A 17,637-nucleotide genomic window follows, 5' to 3' on the forward strand; every position below is an offset into this window, starting at 1 on the left:
CGAAGCAGAGGAGTACCGGGCTTTGTGGGACTGGCAAGTACCGGGCGATGGGGGATGTGACTTTCCGAACGGAAGAACATGTGCTTGACTACGGCACATCAACATTTTGGGGGAAAAATGAGAAAAATTCTGCTGCCAGCAGCAACCATCAGCGCCCTTCTTTTGTCCACTTTAGTAATCATGCCCTCGGCGCAAGCAGCTGACGGTGTTGTTTCAAGTGGCATCCTTCGCGACTCATCGGGGAGTCCAGTTGGAGCCGGCCAAGAGGTATCTCTTCTTGCCTGGCCGCGCGCTGAAACGCAAAAAAACTCCAAAACAGGAGAGAAGCTCAAGCTCAACGTCGTAGCTAGCGCCGTTACCGATCAAAACGGTCGATTCAGTCTGAATATCACCGATGACCAGTCGGTTAAGATCGCAACATCGGAGAGCGGAAATGTGGACTTTTCCGTGACGTCAACCGGGAAAAACGGCGAGTCGTACTGGTACAGCTTCGATAGAAAGATCGCCTCGGATTCAGGGGGTGCTGTTGTTGCGCGTCAGGAATCTCAGAAGAACCAAAAGCCTAAATCTCTTGATCTTGCACCTCTCACCGCAGCAGGCGGCCCTGCAACTGCTGTGCAGGACGGTGAGGCAACCGAAGGCCTGGCCCTGAAAGCTGCCCTCAATTGCACATCGGCCAAGATGCAGACCTACAGCCCTCGTTGGGTCACTGTTGGTGCTTCGTTCGCACTAGGCCCGAGTTACTACACGTCCGCGAACTTCAAGATGACGGCGGGCGCAAGCAGCACAATTGGCATAGGCGCGTCGCCCTCCGGTTCGTTTGGAAGCTTCACTGCTAGTGGAGAACGCACCGTGGGCGTTTCATCGGAGAACAACTACGGGAACGTCAATCAAGGGCATAAGAAGATCTACCAAACCCAGTTCGTTTTCGCGAAGTACCACGTGCGGTGCCTCACCAACCCCACAACAGGTGTGTGGACTGACAAGTACGAAGTTCGCCCGGAGTCCCACTTCGGCGGAACCCGAACGGTAGACACATCTATAACCCCTGCCAAAAACTACTGCAGCGAGATCGCGGCCGAGTCTTCCATCACCCGAACGGACAACAACGCGATCACTTGGAGCGTCGGCGCTGCCACCCAATCAGATATTGGGGTTAACCTGTCGTCGAAGACCGGGTATTCAACCAGCGCATCACTGACGTACTCGTCTCTGGACCGCCGTCAGTACTGTGGTTCAAACGCGGGCCCGGGACAGGCCAACCCGGGCCACATCATGCTAGGCGACTTCGTCTGATCGAGCTGACATCATGCGAAACAAACTAGTAGGGCCAGCGATGCTCGCTTTCGTGGCGTGCATCGCTGGCGGCTGTGCTGCTCCCAACCCCACCGGCCCCGCAGTGCTAGGTGGAGGGACAGGGGAGATATGCACACCCATCCGAGAAGGTAAAACGATGCTCATCGGAGACCTTCTCCAGGCCTCCAACGCATCCGAAGTGAAGCTGGATTCCGCATCCCTAAAAGATGAGAAGAACGTCCAGGTCAAGCATGCATGGGTTTTGCCGGTCGAAGACCTCCACCAGTCCTACATCAGCATGGGCACCCTGGAAGACTCTCCAACAGCAAAAGAAACATGGTCATCGAAGCAGCCCCTGAAGGACTACCGGATGTCCACTCAGCAGACCGTCAACGTCGTCTTCGAAGTAGAAATAAAGGATCCTGACCAAGAGGCATCCACGGCAGGGATGTCAGTGAAGTACTCGTCCGGATCCACCAACTACCTCACTGAAGGAGAAATGGGATACAGGTTCCCAACTACTACCTGCCTGAGTAAACAACCGTGATCCCCAAGATGCGGCCAGCGGCGGTAGCTCTCTTAGCCACCATGGCCGCATCAGTTCCGGCCAGCAACTCCGCAACGATTGATATCCCGGCATTTGCCCGAGTAGCTCTCGTCAATCAATCCAGCGGAACGGACTTCCTCATAGATGGTCAGTTCTGTGGCGGTGTGCTGATTTCCCCGCAAGTAGTCGTCACCGTGGATCACTGCATGGAAGGCCGGGATGCCTCAACGGTCGCCGTCACCGTCGGAGTCTCCAACTTATGCTCCACAAATGCCCAGTCTGAGCGACGACGGGTCATGGAAGTGCGACAGTCAGAATCCATCCCGCACCTTGCCTACCTGCTCTTGGACGAAAACGTTCAAACCGCCCCAGCAGAGACCCACCCGTCAACGCAAGAACAACGAGAAGGGATCGTTGTTGGTTGGGGTCGACTCGCTGAGACAAAGCCAGGACCATGCCTGCAGAAGAAGATCCCCATGACCATCCTGCCGACGGAACAATGCCAATCAGAGCTAAGAGCCCTCGGTACTGAGCCCGCGGAGTCAACCAAGTACACGTGCGCAGCACCAACCGACCCCCACGGACTCAACTCCTGCTACGGCGACAGTGGCGGCGCACTACTGACCAGAGAAGCGAACCATTGGGAAGTGAAAGCTCTGACCCTTGCCGGCAAAGACTGCTTCCCAACTAGCCCAACCGTTCACCGGAACCTGGACGCCCCATCAAATCTCAACGGTCCCTAACAAGGCCTCAAGTGTGCCAAAACGACGAGCCGGCAGGCCGTTGAGAAACCGGACCATTCAACGCGCCGCGTCATTCTCGTGACTTTTCCGACCAGCGGGCCAGGGCATCCTGAACCTTCGTCCCCGGCGCCTTGGCGCTCTAGTGCAGCCGACTCCCGATCAAAGTGACGCTTTGTGCATAGGACTTCGGACACCGGCGTGTCCATAGCCAACTGCACTACTCCCGTAATCACAGGGATGTCAGTGCAGTTAGCTTCTGAAAACGACAAATCCCCTGTCCAGCGTCCGCGTAACACTGCCGTCCCGTATGTTGTCCCAAAACATCCCCTTCAAACAGCTGTCACTAAGACAACTTCCGGGACAGCTGGATTGTGGCCCACGAGCCCATATCCACGCTGCGGACATAGTGGCCCTGCTGGTGGCCGCTTGCACCCGCCCACCTTGCGAAACAGGTGGCCGCACCTAGGCCAGCCCCGCCGTCGCAATGTTGCGTAGGTCACATCGGACACATACGCTGGGGGTCGCTGCAGCGTGGCAGCAACCTGATGAAAGGCAACACATTGTCCAGCGACAAGCTCTCCGTAGTTGTTCGCGTCGATGTTGACGGCGAACAGATCCAGATCGCAGCGACCGGTCATGTGACCGCAACCAGCCTTCAAGGCCTCTACCCGGTGGTCCAACGCACCCGGAGCCTGGGCGGCGGCCTCGGCGTCGAAATGGACCTGACGGAAGCGACCGTTGATGCAGACGCGTTGCAACAGCTCCAGGTGTTCGCCGAGCTTCACGAGGTCCCCGTCCGTCTCCAGAACAACAATGTGACGGCCCTGCCGTCACGCGAACTTCAGACAACCAGCCGCGCCGCCTAAGCCACCTAGCAGGAGGACCCCATGCGCAAAGTCACCGCCGGACTGTTCCACTCCGTTGACGGCGTGGTCCAGGATCCGTTTAAGTTCCAGTTCGACAGCTTCGACGACGAGCTTGGCAAGGGCCTGACCAAGATGATCAACACGGTGGATACCGTGGTGCTGGGTCGAGTCAGTTATCAGGAGTGGGCCGGATATTGGCCGAACGCTTCGCGGGACGAGGACTTTGCGGCCTTCATCAATCCCGTGGAGAAGTTTGTCGCGTCCCGTACGCTGTCCGAGCCCTTGGAATGGGAGAACTCGCACCTGATCGAAGGTGACGTGGAGCAGTTCGTCGCAGAACTGAAGAACCGCGACGGCGGCGAGATCGCCGTCTGCGGCAGCATCTCCCTGGTTCGCCAACTGCTGTTCGCCGGCGTGCTCGACGAGCTGACACTCATGACCCACCCCGTCGTGGCAGGCAGTGGGCGCCGGTTGTTCGAGGACGGCGACCCACAGAACCGGCTCGTACTGGAGGACCAGTACGCCACCAGCAAGGGCAACGTGATCAGCACGTACAGCCTCCGCAAAGACTAAAACGTACGACGGCGGGACTCGCCTCGTGCGGCCACCCCCCGACGGCGATCACCCCAGCAGCAACGCCGAACCCAGCTCGCTTCTGAAATAGAGGACGCTGTGGCCGTAGCGGGTGGACGTCACAAGTCCGGCGTCTCGAAGCACCCGAAGGTGTTGATTCACTGCGGAAGTGGTGACGCCAAAACGCACACCCAGTTCCGTGGATGACGCCGGCGCGGCCAAGGCAGTTAGCAAGCTGGTCCGGACCTCGCCGAGCACCGCCACAACAGCGGCAGGGTTCCGCACCTGCTCGGCCTCCCACATGGCCCCCTGCCCGCGGGCCGGGTACATCAGCAGCGGCGGATCGCCACGGTTCACAGGGGCAGAGGCCCTTCGGGTGAACATGGTGGGAACCAGGGTCAGCCCCAAGCCGTCAGTCTTCTCGGTCCGCGACGCCGGGTTCTTGAGCCGCACGGAAATGACGCGGCCGTCGAATTCCACGGCGCCGGACAAATCGTTGAGCATCGTGACCAGGCCGCCCTGCGCGATCTGCCGGCCACGGTAGACAATATCCGCCTCCAGAATGGTGCGCATGCGAAGCCAGTGCGGCGCGAAGCAGGTGTCCCAGAATTCCCGGAGGATGCGGACCATCCGCTGTATGGCTGGACCAACAGGGCCGGAAAAGACAGTCGGGACAGCGCCGTGCACCCGGATCAGGTCGCCGTGAAACTGCTCGGCGGAAATCCGCTCCAGTGCCGCGAACTCGTCATCAATCCGGGTGAGTGGGGACTCAGGCCGGGGGTTCAGGAAGTCCGGCGTCCACAGCCTGTCATCAACCAGGGCCAGCAATCCATCGAGGTCCAAGCGTGAGCGGGCCTCTTCGGTCCGACGCAACCACGGCAGCTGGAGTGGATACTGGCTGGGATCGCGAATAGCCCTGAGGGAAAGTCCGAGTTCACACAAAGGGGAGATGCCAAAGCGCACGCCGCCCAGATCTGCTTCGGACAACTCGTACCTCAACATGAAGCACTACGCTACATCAATACCGGCCGTCTTCCGCGAGTGACAGAACTATGTGTGTGACTAAATCCCCCGCAGACACGGCCCCCGCTCCACAGCACACCCTCCGGGTCGCGCTCTCAGATCCCACCCTCAAGATCCTGGCTTCGGCCATCCTCGTCTCCACCGTGGGCCGCGGCATCTTCCTCACCCTCACCGTGCTGTACTTCAGCCGCTTCGTCGGGCTGAGCGCCGTTGAAATCGCAGTGATCCTCTCCGTTTCCAGCGGTGTTGGCGTCGCGACGTCGTACATCGGCGGTCGCCTTGCCGATCGCTTTTCCGCGCGACGGCTCCTGGCGGGGATGGTGGCCGTCCAAGGTCTCGCGATCGCCAGCTATACCTTCGCCGGGAACTTCAGCACCGCCGTCGTGATTGCCTGCATTACGGTAGGCGTGGACCGGGGCGCCAACGCCACGCGCTCCGCGATCATCGCCCGGGCCTTTGACGGGCCGAACCGCGTGAATGCCCGCGCAATCCTCCGCACCATCACCAACGTGGGCATCGCGGTGGGAGGCATGATCGCCGGACTCGCACTGATGGCCGGAACCGCCGACGCGTTCCGGTGGATGATGATCAGCGCCGGTGTGGTCTACATCCTGAGCGCGCTGCATCTCCGCCGGCTCCCCAACCGCGTTGATGCACCGCGCCACGATCCCGCCAACCCTGCTCCCACGCGGGGCATCTCCCCCTTCCGGGACCGCCGGTACATACTGCTGACCGTGCTCTCAGGCATTTTCGGCATGCAGTTCGGTCTCGCCGAGATGGGCGTCCCGCTGTGGATTTCACAGGACACCAGCGCGCCCGATGTGCTCATATCCGTGGTCCTGGTGATCAACACCGTGTGTGTCGTCCTGCTGCAAGTCCCGCTCTCCCGCGGCACCGACCAGCCCCGCCGTGCAGGAAAGATCGTGATGACAGGTGGCGTGCTCATGGCCGCAGCCTGCGCACTCTACGCAATGGCGGGCGGCCTGCCGGTCATCGCCGCCATCACGCTCCTGTGCGGAGCGGCGCTGCTGCACTCGTTGGCGGAAATACTTTCGCAAGCGGGAGCCTGGGGGCTGAGCTTCGAACTCGCCAATCCCCTCCAAGCCGGCGCTTACCAAGGGATGTTCGGCATGGGCTCCGCCCTGGGGGCCATGCTGGCACCGCTGGTGGTGACCGCTACCGTCGTCGAACATGGCACGCTGGGTTGGGCAATCCTGGGTGCGGTCTTCATTGCGTCGGCGGCGGGTGTCGCGCTGATAGCGCGGAAAGCCTCGACGACGGCGGTACTCGCCTAGGCGGGCCGAGCGCGCGCCCAAGCCACCGCGTGTCTCCGTCCCTGGTACCAGCCCGCCGCGAGCAACATCACCACCCAGACGGAGGAATTGAACCCCCCCATCCTGAAACCATGGAGTTAACAAGTGGAAGGGAATCATGGGGGAATGGGTGTGGCCCGCGTACGTGGGTGTGCTGGGAGGGGTGCTCCTCTTTGGCGTGTTCATGGTGCCGATCGTTGCGGTCCAGTACAGGATGTTCGGCAGATTCACCTGGCGTCGATTCCTGGGCGCTGCGGGGCTGAGCGTCTACGGCGTGGCCCTGGTGGCATACACGCTGCTTCCACTTCCCGACCCCAGCCTGCTGAAGTGCGGTCCCGGCGGAAGCACGTTCCAAGCCATCCCATTCCAATTCCTGGACGACATTCAACGTGAAACGTCGGGCCTTGGGATCACCGGAACGCTGACCAGCCGTGCAACACTGCAAGTGGTCTTCAACGTGGTGCTCTTCATTCCCTGGGGCGTCATCGCGCGGCGCTACCTTTCGTGGAACATCGCAGTTTCAACGCTGACCGGTGCCCTGGCCTCCGGGCTTATCGAAGCCACACAATTCACCGGTTTATGGGGCCTCTACGACTGCGCCTACCGCCTGGCCGACGTCGACGATCTCATCACCAACGCCTTCGGCGCCTTGATCGGCGCGCTCATCGCACCCCTCGTCCTCTGGTTCATGCCGCAACGACGCGAACTCCGCGCGGCCCGCGGCCAGAGCCGTCCCGTCACCGTTTGGCGGCGTTGGTTGGGAATGGTCATCGACTACGTATCGCTGGCGTTCCTTGGCTTCGCGTTAGTTGTCACCTACCGGGTTGGGTTGCTTGCGATCGGCGCGGATCTCCCCGGCAACGACGACGCCATCTCCCTCATCCTCATGCATCTCGTCCCCGGGTTCTTGGTGTTCTACCTGCCGGCGCTCGTGGGCCCGGGAGCCTCCCTCGGCCAGCGCGCAGTGTGGCTGCAACCGCAGTGGCCGGCCACCCGCCGTCGGACATTGCTGCGGGCCAGCGCCACGGGCGGGCTCTACGTGGTGTTGTCGTTCCTTGGCGCATTGCTGCCGACCTCCGCGTTCGGCCCACTCACGGGCTTGGTCCTGCTGGCAGCTTTTGTAGCGGTTCCCCTCACAAAGTCGCGGGGACTTTCGGGAGTTCTGACAGGAGCACAGATGGTTGACTCACGCGGAAGCGTACGACGGCGGGTGGCTGGTTCAGCGACGCGGGCGGACTAGAGGCCGATCAACGCATCTGTGCACTTCGCATACCCATGGCCAGCCAGCACTGCACATTGCCCAATGATCTTCGAGTGACCCACAGATACTGTGAAGTGAATCACTCGAAAGGAATGTATGTCATGTCCACCTCCGACACAGGGCACGATGACTACCCCATCACCAGGGTTCCCGCAACGAAGCGGAAGCACTGGTTCGGCATCGCAGTCCAACGCTTTGGCCAGACTTCTGACCTGAGCCAGTTTCTTCTCGGGGCAACCTTTGGCTTCGGCATGACCTTCTGGGACGCCTTCTGGGCATTCACGGTAGGCGCATTGATCGTCGAGGCACTCATGATCTTTGTCGGCATCGCCGGCATGCGCCAAGGGCTCACCACATCCATGCTTGCCCGCTGGACCGGCTTCGGCCGCGGCGGCGCCTCGGTGCTTGGCCTCGCCATCTGTATCAGCCTCATCGGATGGTTCGGTATCCAGTCAGGGATTTCCGGCGCTGGACTGAACCAGATTGTCCCCGAAATTCCCACCTGGGCTTGGTCGCTGGTCTTTGGGCTTGTGGTCACGCTGATCGTAGTCCGTGGTTTTGAGTCAATGCAGTGGCTGGCCAACATCACCGTGCCGCTGTTCATGATCCTGATCGCTTGGGCCGCGTGGGCCGAGCTGAGCAACCACTCCATCAGCCAACTCATGAACGACGCCCCTCCCGGGCCACAGCTGGATTTCGTCACAGCTACCACCATCGTTGCTGGAAGTGCCGTGCTCGGGGCAGTCATTACGCCCGACATGACCCGTTACAACAGGAGCGCCGGCGACGTCGTCAAGCAGACCGTCGTCGGGATGACGCTCGGCAACTACAGCATCGGCATGATCGGCGTCCTGCTGGCCCACGCCGTGAAAACGGCAGACGTCACCCAGATCATCTTCTCCTCCGTGGGCTGGGTGGGCATCCTGATCATCGTCCTGGGAACATCCAAGATCAATGACTGGAATCTCTACAGTGCCGGCCTCGGCGTTGTTTCCTTCTTCAACAGCGCCATGAACAAACGCCTGAACCGGGGACACGTCACGCTGCTGCTGGGCGTCGTCGGAACGGTATTGGCAGCCGCAGGCATCCTGGACAAGTTCATCGACATCCTCATGGTTCTGGGCGTCGTGTTCCCACCAGTAGCCGGCATCATCATGGCCGAATACTTCGTGGTCAAGAAGTGGCGTCCGCTCCTGGAAGCAAGCCGCGATTCCGGACTCCCGCCAGCTGAGTCGCCCAACTGGATCCCCGCCACGTTCGTCATCTGGGCGATCTCCGCAGCCCTGGGCTACTTCGTTACCTTCGGACTGCCGGCCTTCACCTCACTGGCCGCTGCCTTCATCCTCTACATCGTCGCCGGCAAGCTGAACCTCCTGCGGTCCTACGGCGACAACCAACCAAGCAACCCAAACACCACCAAGGAAGAATCGGTAACCGCACCATGAGTAGCCTGAGAATCGGCATCGACGTCGGCGGCACCAACACAGACGCCGTGCTGCTGGATGGCGCGCAGGTGCTCGCCTCCACCAAAGTCCCCACCACCAGGGACGTCACCAGCGGCATCACCCAAGTCCTCACCGCGCTGAAGGACCTCAACGGTTTCAGCCCGGACCACATCCGCGGCGTGATGATCGGAACCACGCATTTCATCAATGCCCTCATCGAGGCCCGGGACCTCTGCCCAACAGCTGCAATCCGGCTGGGGCTGCCCGCCACCGCGTCCCTCCCGCCGTTCACGGATTGGCCAGACACCCTCACCCAGGCGGTGAGTGGCCGCGCCTACATGGCCCACGGCGGACACGAATTCGACGGCCGCCCCATCAGTCCTTTCGACCCCGACGAAATCCGGCGTCACGCAGCCGATATCGCAGCACACGGCATCCGATCAGTAGCTGTGTCCAGCGTCTTCTCACCAGTCAACGACGAATTCGAGCAGCGAACGCTTGCCATCCTCCGCGAGGAATTGGGCCCCGAATTCCCTGTCTCCCTTTCACACGAAATCGGCAGGGTGGGCCTCCTGGAGCGTGAGAACGCAACCATCGTCAACGCTTCCCTCGCCGAGATGGCCAACCGGATTGTTGATGGCCTCGCAAAAGCCGTCCTGGAGCAGGGCATCACAGCCCCGCTCTACGTCAGCCAGAACGACGGCACGCTCATGGACATTGAATACACGCGGCGCTACCCCGTAGCCACGTTCGCTTCAGGTCCAACCAACTCCATGCGCGGGGCCGCAGCGCTCTCCGGATTCTCCGACTGCCTGATCGTGGACATCGGCGGCACCACCACCGATGTCGGCGTCCTGGTGAACGGCTTCCCCCGTGAGTCCAGCACCCACGTCCGGCTCGCAGGGCTCCGCACCAACTTCCGGATGCCGGACGTCCTCTCCGCAGGCCTCGGAGGTGGGTCCCGGGTCCGGACCGATCAGGGAACCGTAGGCCCGGATTCGGTGGGCTACCGCCTCACCGACGAGTCGCTCGTCTTTGGCGGGTCTGTCCTGACTGCAACTGACATCGCCGTCCGCAGCGGGAGGGCCGACGTCGGAGACGCGTCTTTGGTCCGCCACATCAGTGACGCTGTGGTCCGGTCAGCCCTGGAAGAAATCGACAGGACCATCGCGGACATTGCCGACCGGATCCGGACCTCATCCGCTGAACTTCCGGTTGTCGCCGTCGGCGGCGGATCCATCCTGCTGGCAGACAAACTGGACGGCCTGGGCACCATCCACCGCCCCGGCAATTTCGATGTCGCCAACGCGTATGGAGCCGCCATCGCCCAGATCAGCGGGGAGGTGGACCGCGTGTCCTCCATTGCGGACTGGGATCAAAAGCGCGCCATGGAATCCGCCCGGCAGGAGGCCATTGACCGCGCCGTAGCCGCCGGCGCCGACCCGGACACAGTCTCGATCGTTGAGCAGGAAGCCATTCCCATCCCCTATCTACCCGGAAACGCGATGCGTGTTCGGGTCAAGGCAGCCGGCAACCTCACGTTAGGAAAATGACATGACCCTGGAAGTGGCGCACGGCCGCAAGCTGAAGAAGATCACCGTGGACGATATTGATTCCCTGGCGCGCGGGGCGGCCATCCTTGGCACGGGTGGAGGCGGCGACCCTTACATTGGGGCCCTCCTTGCGAAACAGGCCATCGAAGAGTTCGGCCCCGTGGAACTCGTCTCCGTTGAGGACCTGGCAGATGATGCCTTCATTGTTCCCATTGCTGCGATTGGTGCTCCCACGGTTGCCGTGGAAAAGCTCGACACAGTGGAAAACTTGTACCTGACCATCCAGAAGCTGGCGGCGTCCTTGAACCGGACAGCGACCCACACCGCCTGCCTGGAGATCGGCGGGTCAAACTCCCTGCTGCCTATCGTGGCGGCAGCGCAACTGGGAATTCCCTTGGTCGACGGTGACCTGATCGGACGGGCCTTCCCTGAGATACAGATGGGAATGGCACCGCTGTACGGAATCCACGCCACTCCCATGGCACTGGCTGATGAGAAGGGCAACACGCTTGTCATCGAAGCGATCGACTCGTTCTGGGCTGAGCGCTTTGCCCGGCAGGCGTCCATCGAAATGGGATGCAACGCCTTCAACAGCACCTATGCCATGACGGGCGCGCAGGCCCGTGAGAGCTTCGTGGCCGGCTCCATGTCCTTCGCCATCGCCATCGGAGACGCCGTCGCCAACGCCCAACACCACAACCTCAACCCCTGTGATGTGTTGGCGGAAACGCTGAGTGGGCGCATTGTTCATCTGGGCAAGGTGACTGACCTGCAGCGTCAAACGACCGGCGGGTTCGCCAAGGGTCAGGCCATGATCGAGGGCATGGGCGCGGACGCCGGTTCCGTTCTTTCGCTGCACTTCCAGAACGAGCACCTGCTCGCCACCAAGGACGGAACCGCGGTGACAACGACGCCGGACCTCATCATCGTGGTGGACGCCGAATCCGCCGAACCGGTAACCACCGAAAACCTGCGCTATGGGCAGCGCTTGTGCATCCTGACCGCGCCCAGCGACCCTCGCTGGCACACCACTGAGGGCCTGGCACTGGCCGGACCGGAGTACTTCGGCTACGGCGTCCCTTCGCACAGATGGGACGGGACGCCCGAAGAGCACACCGAGTCCATCGAGCGTTACCGCAGCTGACCGCCGTCGAACGCTTGCCCCACCGCCGCGTCCCCAACAACAGTTGGCGGCGCGGCGGTGGCATTATGGGAAGGTAACCATCGAGGAGAACCGGAGAAGCTGAATGATCCCTCCGATCCCGCTGTGGTCCGTCACGAATCACCTCCCGGCGGGCGTGATGGAACGAGTCGGGGAGCTTGGTAGCGCAACGGTTTCCTCATTGGTGGCCTTGGCCGGGACCCTGGCCGAGGTCAATCACCAGGTCCGGGAACAGCGGAACCTCGACGGCGACCCCCTCACCCTCCGCAACTGCATCCTGCTACCCCTGGAGCCGTTGCCGTCGGGCGTCTCTTGGGACGTGGAGGCGCTGTTGGCACTGGCGTCCGCGTCCGGCGTCGTGGCTCTTGCGGTAAAACTGCAGAACGACGACGGCGCGTTGCCGCCCAACGTGGCAAGGCTCGCCGAACGCTTGGGGCTGGTGGTGCTGGCCGTCCACAACACATGGCAATTCGGGATGGCTGCACAGGAGCTGCTGTCCGGCGCCGCGCATCGTCAGGGGCAGTTGATCTCCCGCGTGGCGGCCGAGTGCCGGATGCCGTATGGCTCGCTCAGTCATCTGCTGCAGCGACTGGGAGTAGCGATCGGGCACGGGGTGACGCTGGTGGATCCATCCGGGAAGCTGATTTCCGCTGAGGACACCGGCCCGCGCGCCGACGGGGATGCGCAGTCCGGTGGCACGGAGATTCTCGCCTCTGTTCATCGGGAGCAGGACAGCAGTCCCCGGCTGAGGGTGGTCCTTGATCCCGCACCGGATCAGGAACAGGCCGCCGTCCGGGCGGCTTTGGAAGTAGCGGCCATCGCGGTTTCCGAGCTGCTGTCCCGGCAACGGCTGGAAAGGGAACGCGACGCGCGGCACCGGATTGCCCTGTTGGGCGAACTGATCGACAATGCCGGGACCGTCAGCCCATCCTTTAGGGCGAGGGCATTGGAGCTCGGCTGGACCTTGGACGGCTTTCACATAGCTTTCCGGGTGATCACCCGCCAGCCGGTGGACCTGGTGGCCCGAAAGCCGGATCTGGACCGCGCCCTCAAGCGCGAAAGGATCGATGCTGCCACGGTGGAGCAGTCCGACGGCTGGGCAGGGTGGATCTCCTTTCCCTCCAAACCAGACCCGGCCGAGGTCAGCAGGATCAGCAACGCACTCCGCAGGGCTCAACGGGAACTCGCGTCCACCGTTGCTACCCAATTCGGTGTGGGGAGGATGCAGGCGCAGCCCGAAGGAATCGTCCGTTCACTTGAGGAAGCCAACGATGCCGCCCGCATCGCCGGGGCAAGGGAGAACTCCGGCTACTTTGTCCACGTGGACCGATTGGATATGGCCCAGTTGCTGCTGATCTGGACCCGCACCGACACGTTCCGCCCCGCCGCCCGGGAGCTCCTGGCGCCACTCCTCAAAGCCGGGCCCGAACTCCTGCAGACCCTCACCACGTTCCTGGACTGTGAGTCTTCGCTGACCGAAACAGCTGCGATCCTGAACGTCCACCGCAACACTGTCAGTGATCGCATCAGGCGGATTCAGTCACTCATCGCCATCAATCTGGAGGACCCGGAAGCCCGGCTGGCGCTGCAGCTCGCATGCCGGAGCTTGTTGATGGATAAGCCGGAGTAGGGCGGCAACCCCCTTTCGGAGACAACCGCCCTACGTGACTACGGGAGAGGTCAGCGCGTTGCACCCAACTGGTCGAGCGTATCGATGCTGTCCCTGCTGGTTTCACGCGAAGACCAGACGCAGGCGGCGGCCACGAGGCACATGAGCGCCGCGAAGCAAGCAGGGCCCACCCACGCCGTGGTTCCATCGCCCCGTAGTGCCGTCTGGATGGCCGGCGTGAATCCGCCCAACAAGATGCCCAGCTGCATGCCAACGGCCATGCCTGTGTAACGCACCTTTGCTGGGAACTGCTCGGCGTAGAAGGACGCTTGGACTGAGTTTGCTGCGGAGAACACCAACATGAGCAAAGCGGCCGTGCCGGCCACGAGGAAGGGGTTGCCGGTATTGATGGCTCCAAAATAGGGGAACCACATCAGGGCCACCAGGACCAACGCCCCCGCCATGACGGGCCTGCGTCCGAATCTGTCCGAAACCCGGGCCCAGAAGGGCTGGAAGATCAGGGCAACAAGGTTTCCTATCAAGCTTGAGACGAGGAAGACGTTGGCGGCCATGCCCACCGTGCCCGTTGCATAGCTGAGGGCGAAGACACCTAACGTGGTACTGACAACGGAGAGGAAATTCGCGCCAATCACTCGAAGCAGGGGCTTCCAGTAATCCTTGAAGACAGTCAGCAGCGGAAGCTTGGGCGCAGCGCCGGCGTCAACGACGGCGTGCTGGAAGCTGTGGGTCTCGTCGACGCGGGCCCGGACGAATAAGGCAATCAGTGCCAGCGGCCCGGCAACCAGGAACGGGATACGCCAGGCCCAGCCAATGAGCGTTTCATGCGGCAACGATGTCACTGCGATGAAGGCGAGCGTAGAGAGCAGCGCACCTGCCACGGTTCCCTGCATGGACCAGCTTGTGTAGAGGCCGCGCTTGCCTGCCGGTGCATGCTCCAAGGAAAGCGCGTTGGAACCTGCCTGTTCCCCGCCAGCGGAGAGGCCTTGGAACAAGCGCATGATGACCAAGGCGATGGGAGCCCAGATGCCGGCCGTGGCGTAATCAGGCAGGCATCCCACCAGGAACGTTGCGATTCCCATCAGGTTCAGGGCCCAGACGAGGGCGCGCTTCCGGCCGAGCTTGTCGCCGAGTGTCCCAAAGAGGACTGCCCCCAAGGGCCGGGTTACGTAGGCGACGCCGAATGTGGCGAACGAAGCCAACAATGCCCCAGTAGGTCCCAACGGAGCGAAGAACAGCGGGCCAAAGATGAGCGCCGAAGCGGTGCCAAAGAGGAAGAAGTCGTAGTACTCGACGAGGCTGCCCAAGAAGGCGCTGGCCGCGGCTTTGCGGCCCATCGACTCAGTGGCATTGCCGGCGTCGGCAGTCATGGTGGTCATGGTATGTCTCCAGTGGGAAGCAGGAAAACGAAAATGGTGCCGGGGTTCGGCCAGGCCTCGTGGGCGTTCGGGCGGGTGGTTCCCGCAAGAGGGACGTCGTTGTTCTCTCTGCCATCGAGTGTGACAGGGGCAACATATTCCAGTCCAATATTGATTTACCATAGTGATGATCGGATTCTCATATCATCAAGTTGGAGGCCTCAGATGCAGATTTCGTGGATCAAGTCGTTTCTGGCCGTAGCGGAGGAACTCCACTTTGGGCGCGCCGCCAAGACCCTCCACATTGCCCAACCAGTGGTGAGCCAGCACATTCAGCACCTGGAAAAGCATCTCGGCGTGAGACTCTTCGACCGGGACACCAAACGGGTGGCCCTGACGGATGCCGGGCTGGCCTTCCTCGGTCCGGGCAGGGACGTCCTGCGTACGCTTGAGGCTTCCGAGGCCCAAGCCCGCAACGCCGGCACAGGTGAACGCGGCCGGATCAGGGTGGGCTTCAACAGCGGCTTCGTGACTGAGCAACTGGTGCGCTTCCTGAGGGAAGTGAATGATGCTTACCCGCAGCTGGAGATTGAACTCGACGAATCGCGGACAAACCTGGAAGCCACGCGACGGCTGCAGGAAGGGCTCCTCGACGTAGCCCTCGTGGGAACTCCCGTTCTTGCTCCAAGGCTGAAGCGCATCGGCATCGGCAGCACCGCGCTGGGTGTGGCGGTCAGTCCAACACATCGGCTTGCGGGCGAGGACGAGATCACCGCCAAGGATCTGCACGGCGAGACCATCATCATGATTCCACCCGCACCGGGACGCACGCTCCGACTCCAAGCCGAGGAACTCATGGCTGAGTCGGGCAGCGTGCCCGGGAGGATCATCGAAGTGCCCCACGGCGAGGCCGTACGCCTTGCCTTGGCAGCAGGCATCGGAGTTGCCTTCGCCATGGTCAATGCCGCTCCCATGATGCCGGGAACAAGGCTCATCCCCCTCAAGGAAAGCAAGCCACAGGCCATCTCTGCCGTATGGAATCCCGCCTCCTCCTCAGCCGCACTGGAAAACGTCCTGAAGCTCTTGAGGACATGGAAAAGCGGGGCGGACTCCTAAGAGGGGCCCACCCCGCCCATGAACACCTCAGGCGTCCGTAAGGACTCCCGAAACCAGTTGGCGAAGGTTCTCCAGCAACAAATCCTGCCGCTGGTAGTAAGCGTTGTGCGCCGCGCCTTGTACGACCACCAGGCGCGTATTGGGTACCAGGGCGGCTGTTTCCTCTGCGCCGGCGCGGATTGCCGGCATCTCCTCGCTGCCGACGAACACCATCAACGGACTGGTGACAGCGGCCAACCCGTCCCTCATGCGCTTCACATCGGCGGGGTCCGCACTGACGAACTCACCCAGGCTGGCCCTGAGATTGCGTGGGTGGCGGGCGGCTTCGATGGCCGGCGCCGTTGAACGGATCCGGATGTAGCGCGCGTACTCCACGGGGTTGGCGTTTATCCAGTCCCGGGTAAACGACGTCCCCACGCCCAGCCAGATCCGCTCTTCAGGATCCAACGCGCTGGCAATCTCGTTCTGGTCCGACTCCCCTGGCATGGGCAGGTTGATGGGCCACGCCATGCCACAGGAAACCAGTGCGGCAGCTTCATGTGGATGCCGGATGGCCCAACGCAACGTAGTCATGCCGCCCATCGACTGGCCCATGATGATCGGCCGCACCAATCCCAAGCCGTCGATAAATGCCTCAAGCTCTTCGGCGCGGTCTGCCGGATGCCCGTTCCGCGGCGAATTCACCGAGAATCCATGGTCGTAGCTGTCATACGCCACAACACGGAAGTCGCCCTTCAGTGCCTCAATGAACGGCTCCCAGCAGGCAGCAGTTGAACCATGGCCGTGGACCAGCACCACGGGCTGGCCAGCTCCCGCATCGGTGTAGTGAATGTCGTTGCCTAGCAGGTTGATCCAAGGCATGGGATGGTCCTTCCGTCGAGTTACCGGGTCACCGTTGACCCCTCACTTCAGACTCGCAGAGGTAATCATGCCTGTCCAAGATCAATAAACCATTGGATCAATTGGAAAGTCTAATGATTCTATTTCTTGCCCGCTTTCAGGTCCGCAACCACCTTTGAAATCCGCCGGGCCCGCGTTTCCTCCGTCTTGGCGTCCCCGATCGGCTCCACGTATCGCCGCTGGCTGCTGTAATTCAGGGTCCCGTAGAAGGCCTTAGCTTCAGGCTCCGCGTCGAGTGCTGCCGCCAGGTCGTCCGGGACCTCGATGACCCGGGGCTGGGTATCCACTTCCAAGCCAACTTCAACCGTGTCCCCAGCCGAAGCGCCCGTCAGTTCACGGTTCGCCGAGCTGACGCCCACCATGTACTTGCCGCCCATCACGGCGATGCTGCTGCGGTAGCTCTGGCCGTTGATGGTCACCACCACTGGAGGCCGCTTGCCGGCACCCAACCCCTCAACGATCCCGTCCGGAACTTCGATGCCCGCCTTGTTGCCATCGCCGACGATGGTCGTAGTGAATTTCATGAGCCCAGTATGCCGGTGCCCACCAGTAGACGCACCCCATCCGCAGGACTACGTTCGAAGTAACCGCGCAAACTACTCAGAGGAGTCATTGCAATGGATAACCAGGATCTCTTGGAGCGAATCCAGTCACTGGTCGAAGAGGAACACCGTCTCCGGGACTCTACCAGCGCAGAGGACGACGACAACCGCGCCCGCCTCGCCCAGCTGGAAGCCCACCTCGATCAGTGCTGGGACCTGCTGCGCCAACGCCGTGCCAAGAGGGACGCCGGCGAAAACCCCGACGAGGCCGAACCGCGACCCGTCAGCGAAGTCGAGGGCTACCGGCAGTAG

Annotated in this window: 17 protein-coding genes; 13 read left to right on the plus strand and 4 right to left on the minus strand. The window is 61.9% G+C overall.

Annotated elements, in window-relative coordinates:
- Nucleotides 1-84 precede the first annotated feature (84 nt).
- The 5 genes from N7568_RS22195 (at nucleotide 85) to N7568_RS22210 (ending at nucleotide 4,025) form a co-directional block, all read left to right on the plus strand.
- On the plus strand, nucleotides 85-1,296 hold the full coding sequence (locus N7568_RS22195; RefSeq protein WP_261611919.1) for a hypothetical protein: 1,212 nt from the start codon (nucleotides 85-87) through the stop codon (nucleotides 1,294-1,296).
- Nucleotides 1,297-1,453: 157 nt separating this feature from the next.
- Nucleotides 1,454-1,843, plus strand: a complete 390-nt coding sequence (locus N7568_RS22200) for a hypothetical protein (protein WP_261611920.1) — start codon at nucleotides 1,454-1,456, stop codon at nucleotides 1,841-1,843.
- Between the two features lie 41 nt (nucleotides 1,844-1,884).
- Nucleotides 1,885-2,586 carry a trypsin-like serine protease gene (locus N7568_RS26000; protein ID WP_368736529.1) on the plus strand — a complete coding sequence of 234 codons (702 nt, stop codon included), beginning with the start codon at nucleotides 1,885-1,887 and terminating at the stop codon, nucleotides 2,584-2,586.
- 545 nt (nucleotides 2,587-3,131) lie between these two features.
- Nucleotides 3,132-3,452, plus strand: coding sequence for a hypothetical protein (locus N7568_RS22205; protein ID WP_253465376.1), 321 nt, complete (start codon nucleotides 3,132-3,134; stop codon nucleotides 3,450-3,452).
- A 21-nt stretch (nucleotides 3,453-3,473) separates the two neighbouring features.
- Entirely contained in the window at nucleotides 3,474-4,025 is a 552-nt protein-coding gene (locus N7568_RS22210) for a dihydrofolate reductase family protein (protein WP_261611921.1), read from the plus strand.
- Between the two features lie 48 nt (nucleotides 4,026-4,073).
- Here the strand turns inward: N7568_RS22210 and N7568_RS22215 are convergent, their stop codons facing one another.
- Nucleotides 4,074-5,027 (minus strand): ArsR/SmtB family transcription factor, encoded by a 954-nt coding sequence (locus tag N7568_RS22215; RefSeq protein ID WP_261611922.1) that lies wholly within the window; start codon nucleotides 5,025-5,027, stop codon nucleotides 4,074-4,076.
- A gap of 50 nt (nucleotides 5,028-5,077) precedes the next feature.
- On the opposite strand from N7568_RS22215, the gene N7568_RS22220 reads away from it, so the two are divergent.
- The 6 genes from N7568_RS22220 to N7568_RS22245 all read left to right on the plus strand — a co-directional run bounded on the left by N7568_RS22220 (nucleotide 5,078) and on the right by N7568_RS22245 (nucleotide 13,412).
- Nucleotides 5,078-6,343, plus strand: a complete 1,266-nt coding sequence (locus tag N7568_RS22220) for an MFS transporter (RefSeq protein ID WP_261611923.1) — start codon at nucleotides 5,078-5,080, stop codon at nucleotides 6,341-6,343.
- Between the two features lie 136 nt (nucleotides 6,344-6,479).
- A complete protein-coding gene (locus N7568_RS22225) occupies nucleotides 6,480-7,601 on the plus strand; it encodes a VanZ family protein (protein WP_261611924.1) in 1,122 nt (373 codons plus the stop codon).
- 122 nt (nucleotides 7,602-7,723) lie between these two features.
- Nucleotides 7,724-9,067, plus strand: a complete 1,344-nt coding sequence (locus N7568_RS22230; protein ID WP_261611925.1) for a purine-cytosine permease family protein — start codon at nucleotides 7,724-7,726, stop codon at nucleotides 9,065-9,067.
- Entirely contained in the window at nucleotides 9,064-10,620 is a 1,557-nt protein-coding gene (locus tag N7568_RS22235) for a hydantoinase/oxoprolinase family protein (RefSeq protein WP_261611926.1), read from the plus strand. Before N7568_RS22230 ends, N7568_RS22235 begins: the two co-directional genes overlap by 4 nt.
- 1 nt (nucleotide 10,621) lies before the next feature.
- A complete protein-coding gene (locus N7568_RS22240) occupies nucleotides 10,622-11,764 on the plus strand; it encodes a DUF917 domain-containing protein (RefSeq protein WP_261611927.1) in 1,143 nt (380 codons plus the stop codon).
- Nucleotides 11,765-11,867: 103 nt separating this feature from the next.
- A complete protein-coding gene (locus tag N7568_RS22245) occupies nucleotides 11,868-13,412 on the plus strand; it encodes a PucR family transcriptional regulator (protein WP_261611928.1) in 1,545 nt (514 codons plus the stop codon).
- 50 nt (nucleotides 13,413-13,462) lie between these two features.
- Here N7568_RS22245 and N7568_RS22250 read toward each other — a convergent pair whose 3' ends face one another.
- Nucleotides 13,463-14,788 (minus strand): MFS transporter, encoded by a 1,326-nt coding sequence (locus N7568_RS22250; RefSeq protein WP_261611929.1) that lies wholly within the window; start codon nucleotides 14,786-14,788, stop codon nucleotides 13,463-13,465.
- Nucleotides 14,789-14,992: 204 nt separating this feature from the next.
- Here N7568_RS22250 and N7568_RS22255 point away from each other — a divergent pair, with 204 nt between their 5' ends.
- Complete coding sequence (locus tag N7568_RS22255) at nucleotides 14,993-15,883, plus strand: LysR family transcriptional regulator (RefSeq protein WP_261611930.1); 891 nt, start codon at nucleotides 14,993-14,995, stop codon at nucleotides 15,881-15,883.
- 27 nt (nucleotides 15,884-15,910) lie between these two features.
- Here the strand turns inward: N7568_RS22255 and N7568_RS22260 are convergent, their stop codons facing one another.
- Nucleotides 15,911-16,744 carry an alpha/beta fold hydrolase gene (locus N7568_RS22260; protein ID WP_261611931.1) on the minus strand — a complete coding sequence of 278 codons (834 nt, stop codon included), beginning with the start codon at nucleotides 16,742-16,744 and terminating at the stop codon, nucleotides 15,911-15,913.
- A gap of 119 nt (nucleotides 16,745-16,863) precedes the next feature.
- Nucleotides 16,864-17,307, minus strand: coding sequence for a YdeI/OmpD-associated family protein (locus N7568_RS22265; protein ID WP_261611932.1), 444 nt, complete (start codon nucleotides 17,305-17,307; stop codon nucleotides 16,864-16,866).
- Nucleotides 17,308-17,400: 93 nt separating this feature from the next.
- Between N7568_RS22265 and N7568_RS22270 the strand changes: the two genes are divergently transcribed.
- Nucleotides 17,401-17,637, plus strand: coding sequence for a DUF2630 family protein (locus N7568_RS22270; protein ID WP_261611933.1), 237 nt, complete (start codon nucleotides 17,401-17,403; stop codon nucleotides 17,635-17,637).

Origin of the sequence: Paenarthrobacter aurescens, assembly GCF_025421775.1 — a bacterium.
GTDB lineage: Bacteria > Actinomycetota > Actinomycetes > Actinomycetales > Micrococcaceae > Arthrobacter > Arthrobacter aurescens_B.

What these genes read in the sequence shown, in the direction of transcription:
- N7568_RS22200 (WP_261611920.1), top strand. Translation starts at nt 1,454, where the DNA reads ATGCTCATCGGAGACCTTCTCCAGGCCTCCAACGCATCCGAAGTGAAG.
- N7568_RS26000 (WP_368736529.1), top strand. Translation starts at nt 1,885, where the DNA reads ATGGCCGCATCAGTTCCGGCCAGCAACTCCGCAACGATTGATATCCCG.
- N7568_RS22205 (WP_253465376.1), top strand. Translation starts at nt 3,132, where the DNA reads ATGAAAGGCAACACATTGTCCAGCGACAAGCTCTCCGTAGTTGTTCGC.
- N7568_RS22210 (WP_261611921.1), top strand. Translation starts at nt 3,474, where the DNA reads ATGCGCAAAGTCACCGCCGGACTGTTCCACTCCGTTGACGGCGTGGTC.
- N7568_RS22215 (WP_261611922.1), bottom strand. Translation starts at nt 5,027, where the DNA reads ATGTTGAGGTACGAGTTGTCCGAAGCAGATCTGGGCGGCGTGCGCTTT.
- N7568_RS22220 (WP_261611923.1), top strand. Translation starts at nt 5,078, where the DNA reads ATGTGTGTGACTAAATCCCCCGCAGACACGGCCCCCGCTCCACAGCAC.
- N7568_RS22225 (WP_261611924.1), top strand. Translation starts at nt 6,480, where the DNA reads ATGGGGGAATGGGTGTGGCCCGCGTACGTGGGTGTGCTGGGAGGGGTG.
- N7568_RS22230 (WP_261611925.1), top strand. Translation starts at nt 7,724, where the DNA reads ATGTCCACCTCCGACACAGGGCACGATGACTACCCCATCACCAGGGTT.
- N7568_RS22235 (WP_261611926.1), top strand. Translation starts at nt 9,064, where the DNA reads ATGAGTAGCCTGAGAATCGGCATCGACGTCGGCGGCACCAACACAGAC.
- N7568_RS22240 (WP_261611927.1), top strand. Translation starts at nt 10,622, where the DNA reads ATGACCCTGGAAGTGGCGCACGGCCGCAAGCTGAAGAAGATCACCGTG.
- N7568_RS22245 (WP_261611928.1), top strand. Translation starts at nt 11,868, where the DNA reads ATGATCCCTCCGATCCCGCTGTGGTCCGTCACGAATCACCTCCCGGCG.
- N7568_RS22250 (WP_261611929.1), bottom strand. Translation starts at nt 14,788, where the DNA reads ATGACCACCATGACTGCCGACGCCGGCAATGCCACTGAGTCGATGGGC.
- N7568_RS22255 (WP_261611930.1), top strand. Translation starts at nt 14,993, where the DNA reads ATGCAGATTTCGTGGATCAAGTCGTTTCTGGCCGTAGCGGAGGAACTC.
- N7568_RS22260 (WP_261611931.1), bottom strand. Translation starts at nt 16,744, where the DNA reads ATGCCTTGGATCAACCTGCTAGGCAACGACATTCACTACACCGATGCG.
- N7568_RS22265 (WP_261611932.1), bottom strand. Translation starts at nt 17,307, where the DNA reads ATGAAATTCACTACGACCATCGTCGGCGATGGCAACAAGGCGGGCATC.
- N7568_RS22270 (WP_261611933.1), top strand. Translation starts at nt 17,401, where the DNA reads ATGGATAACCAGGATCTCTTGGAGCGAATCCAGTCACTGGTCGAAGAG.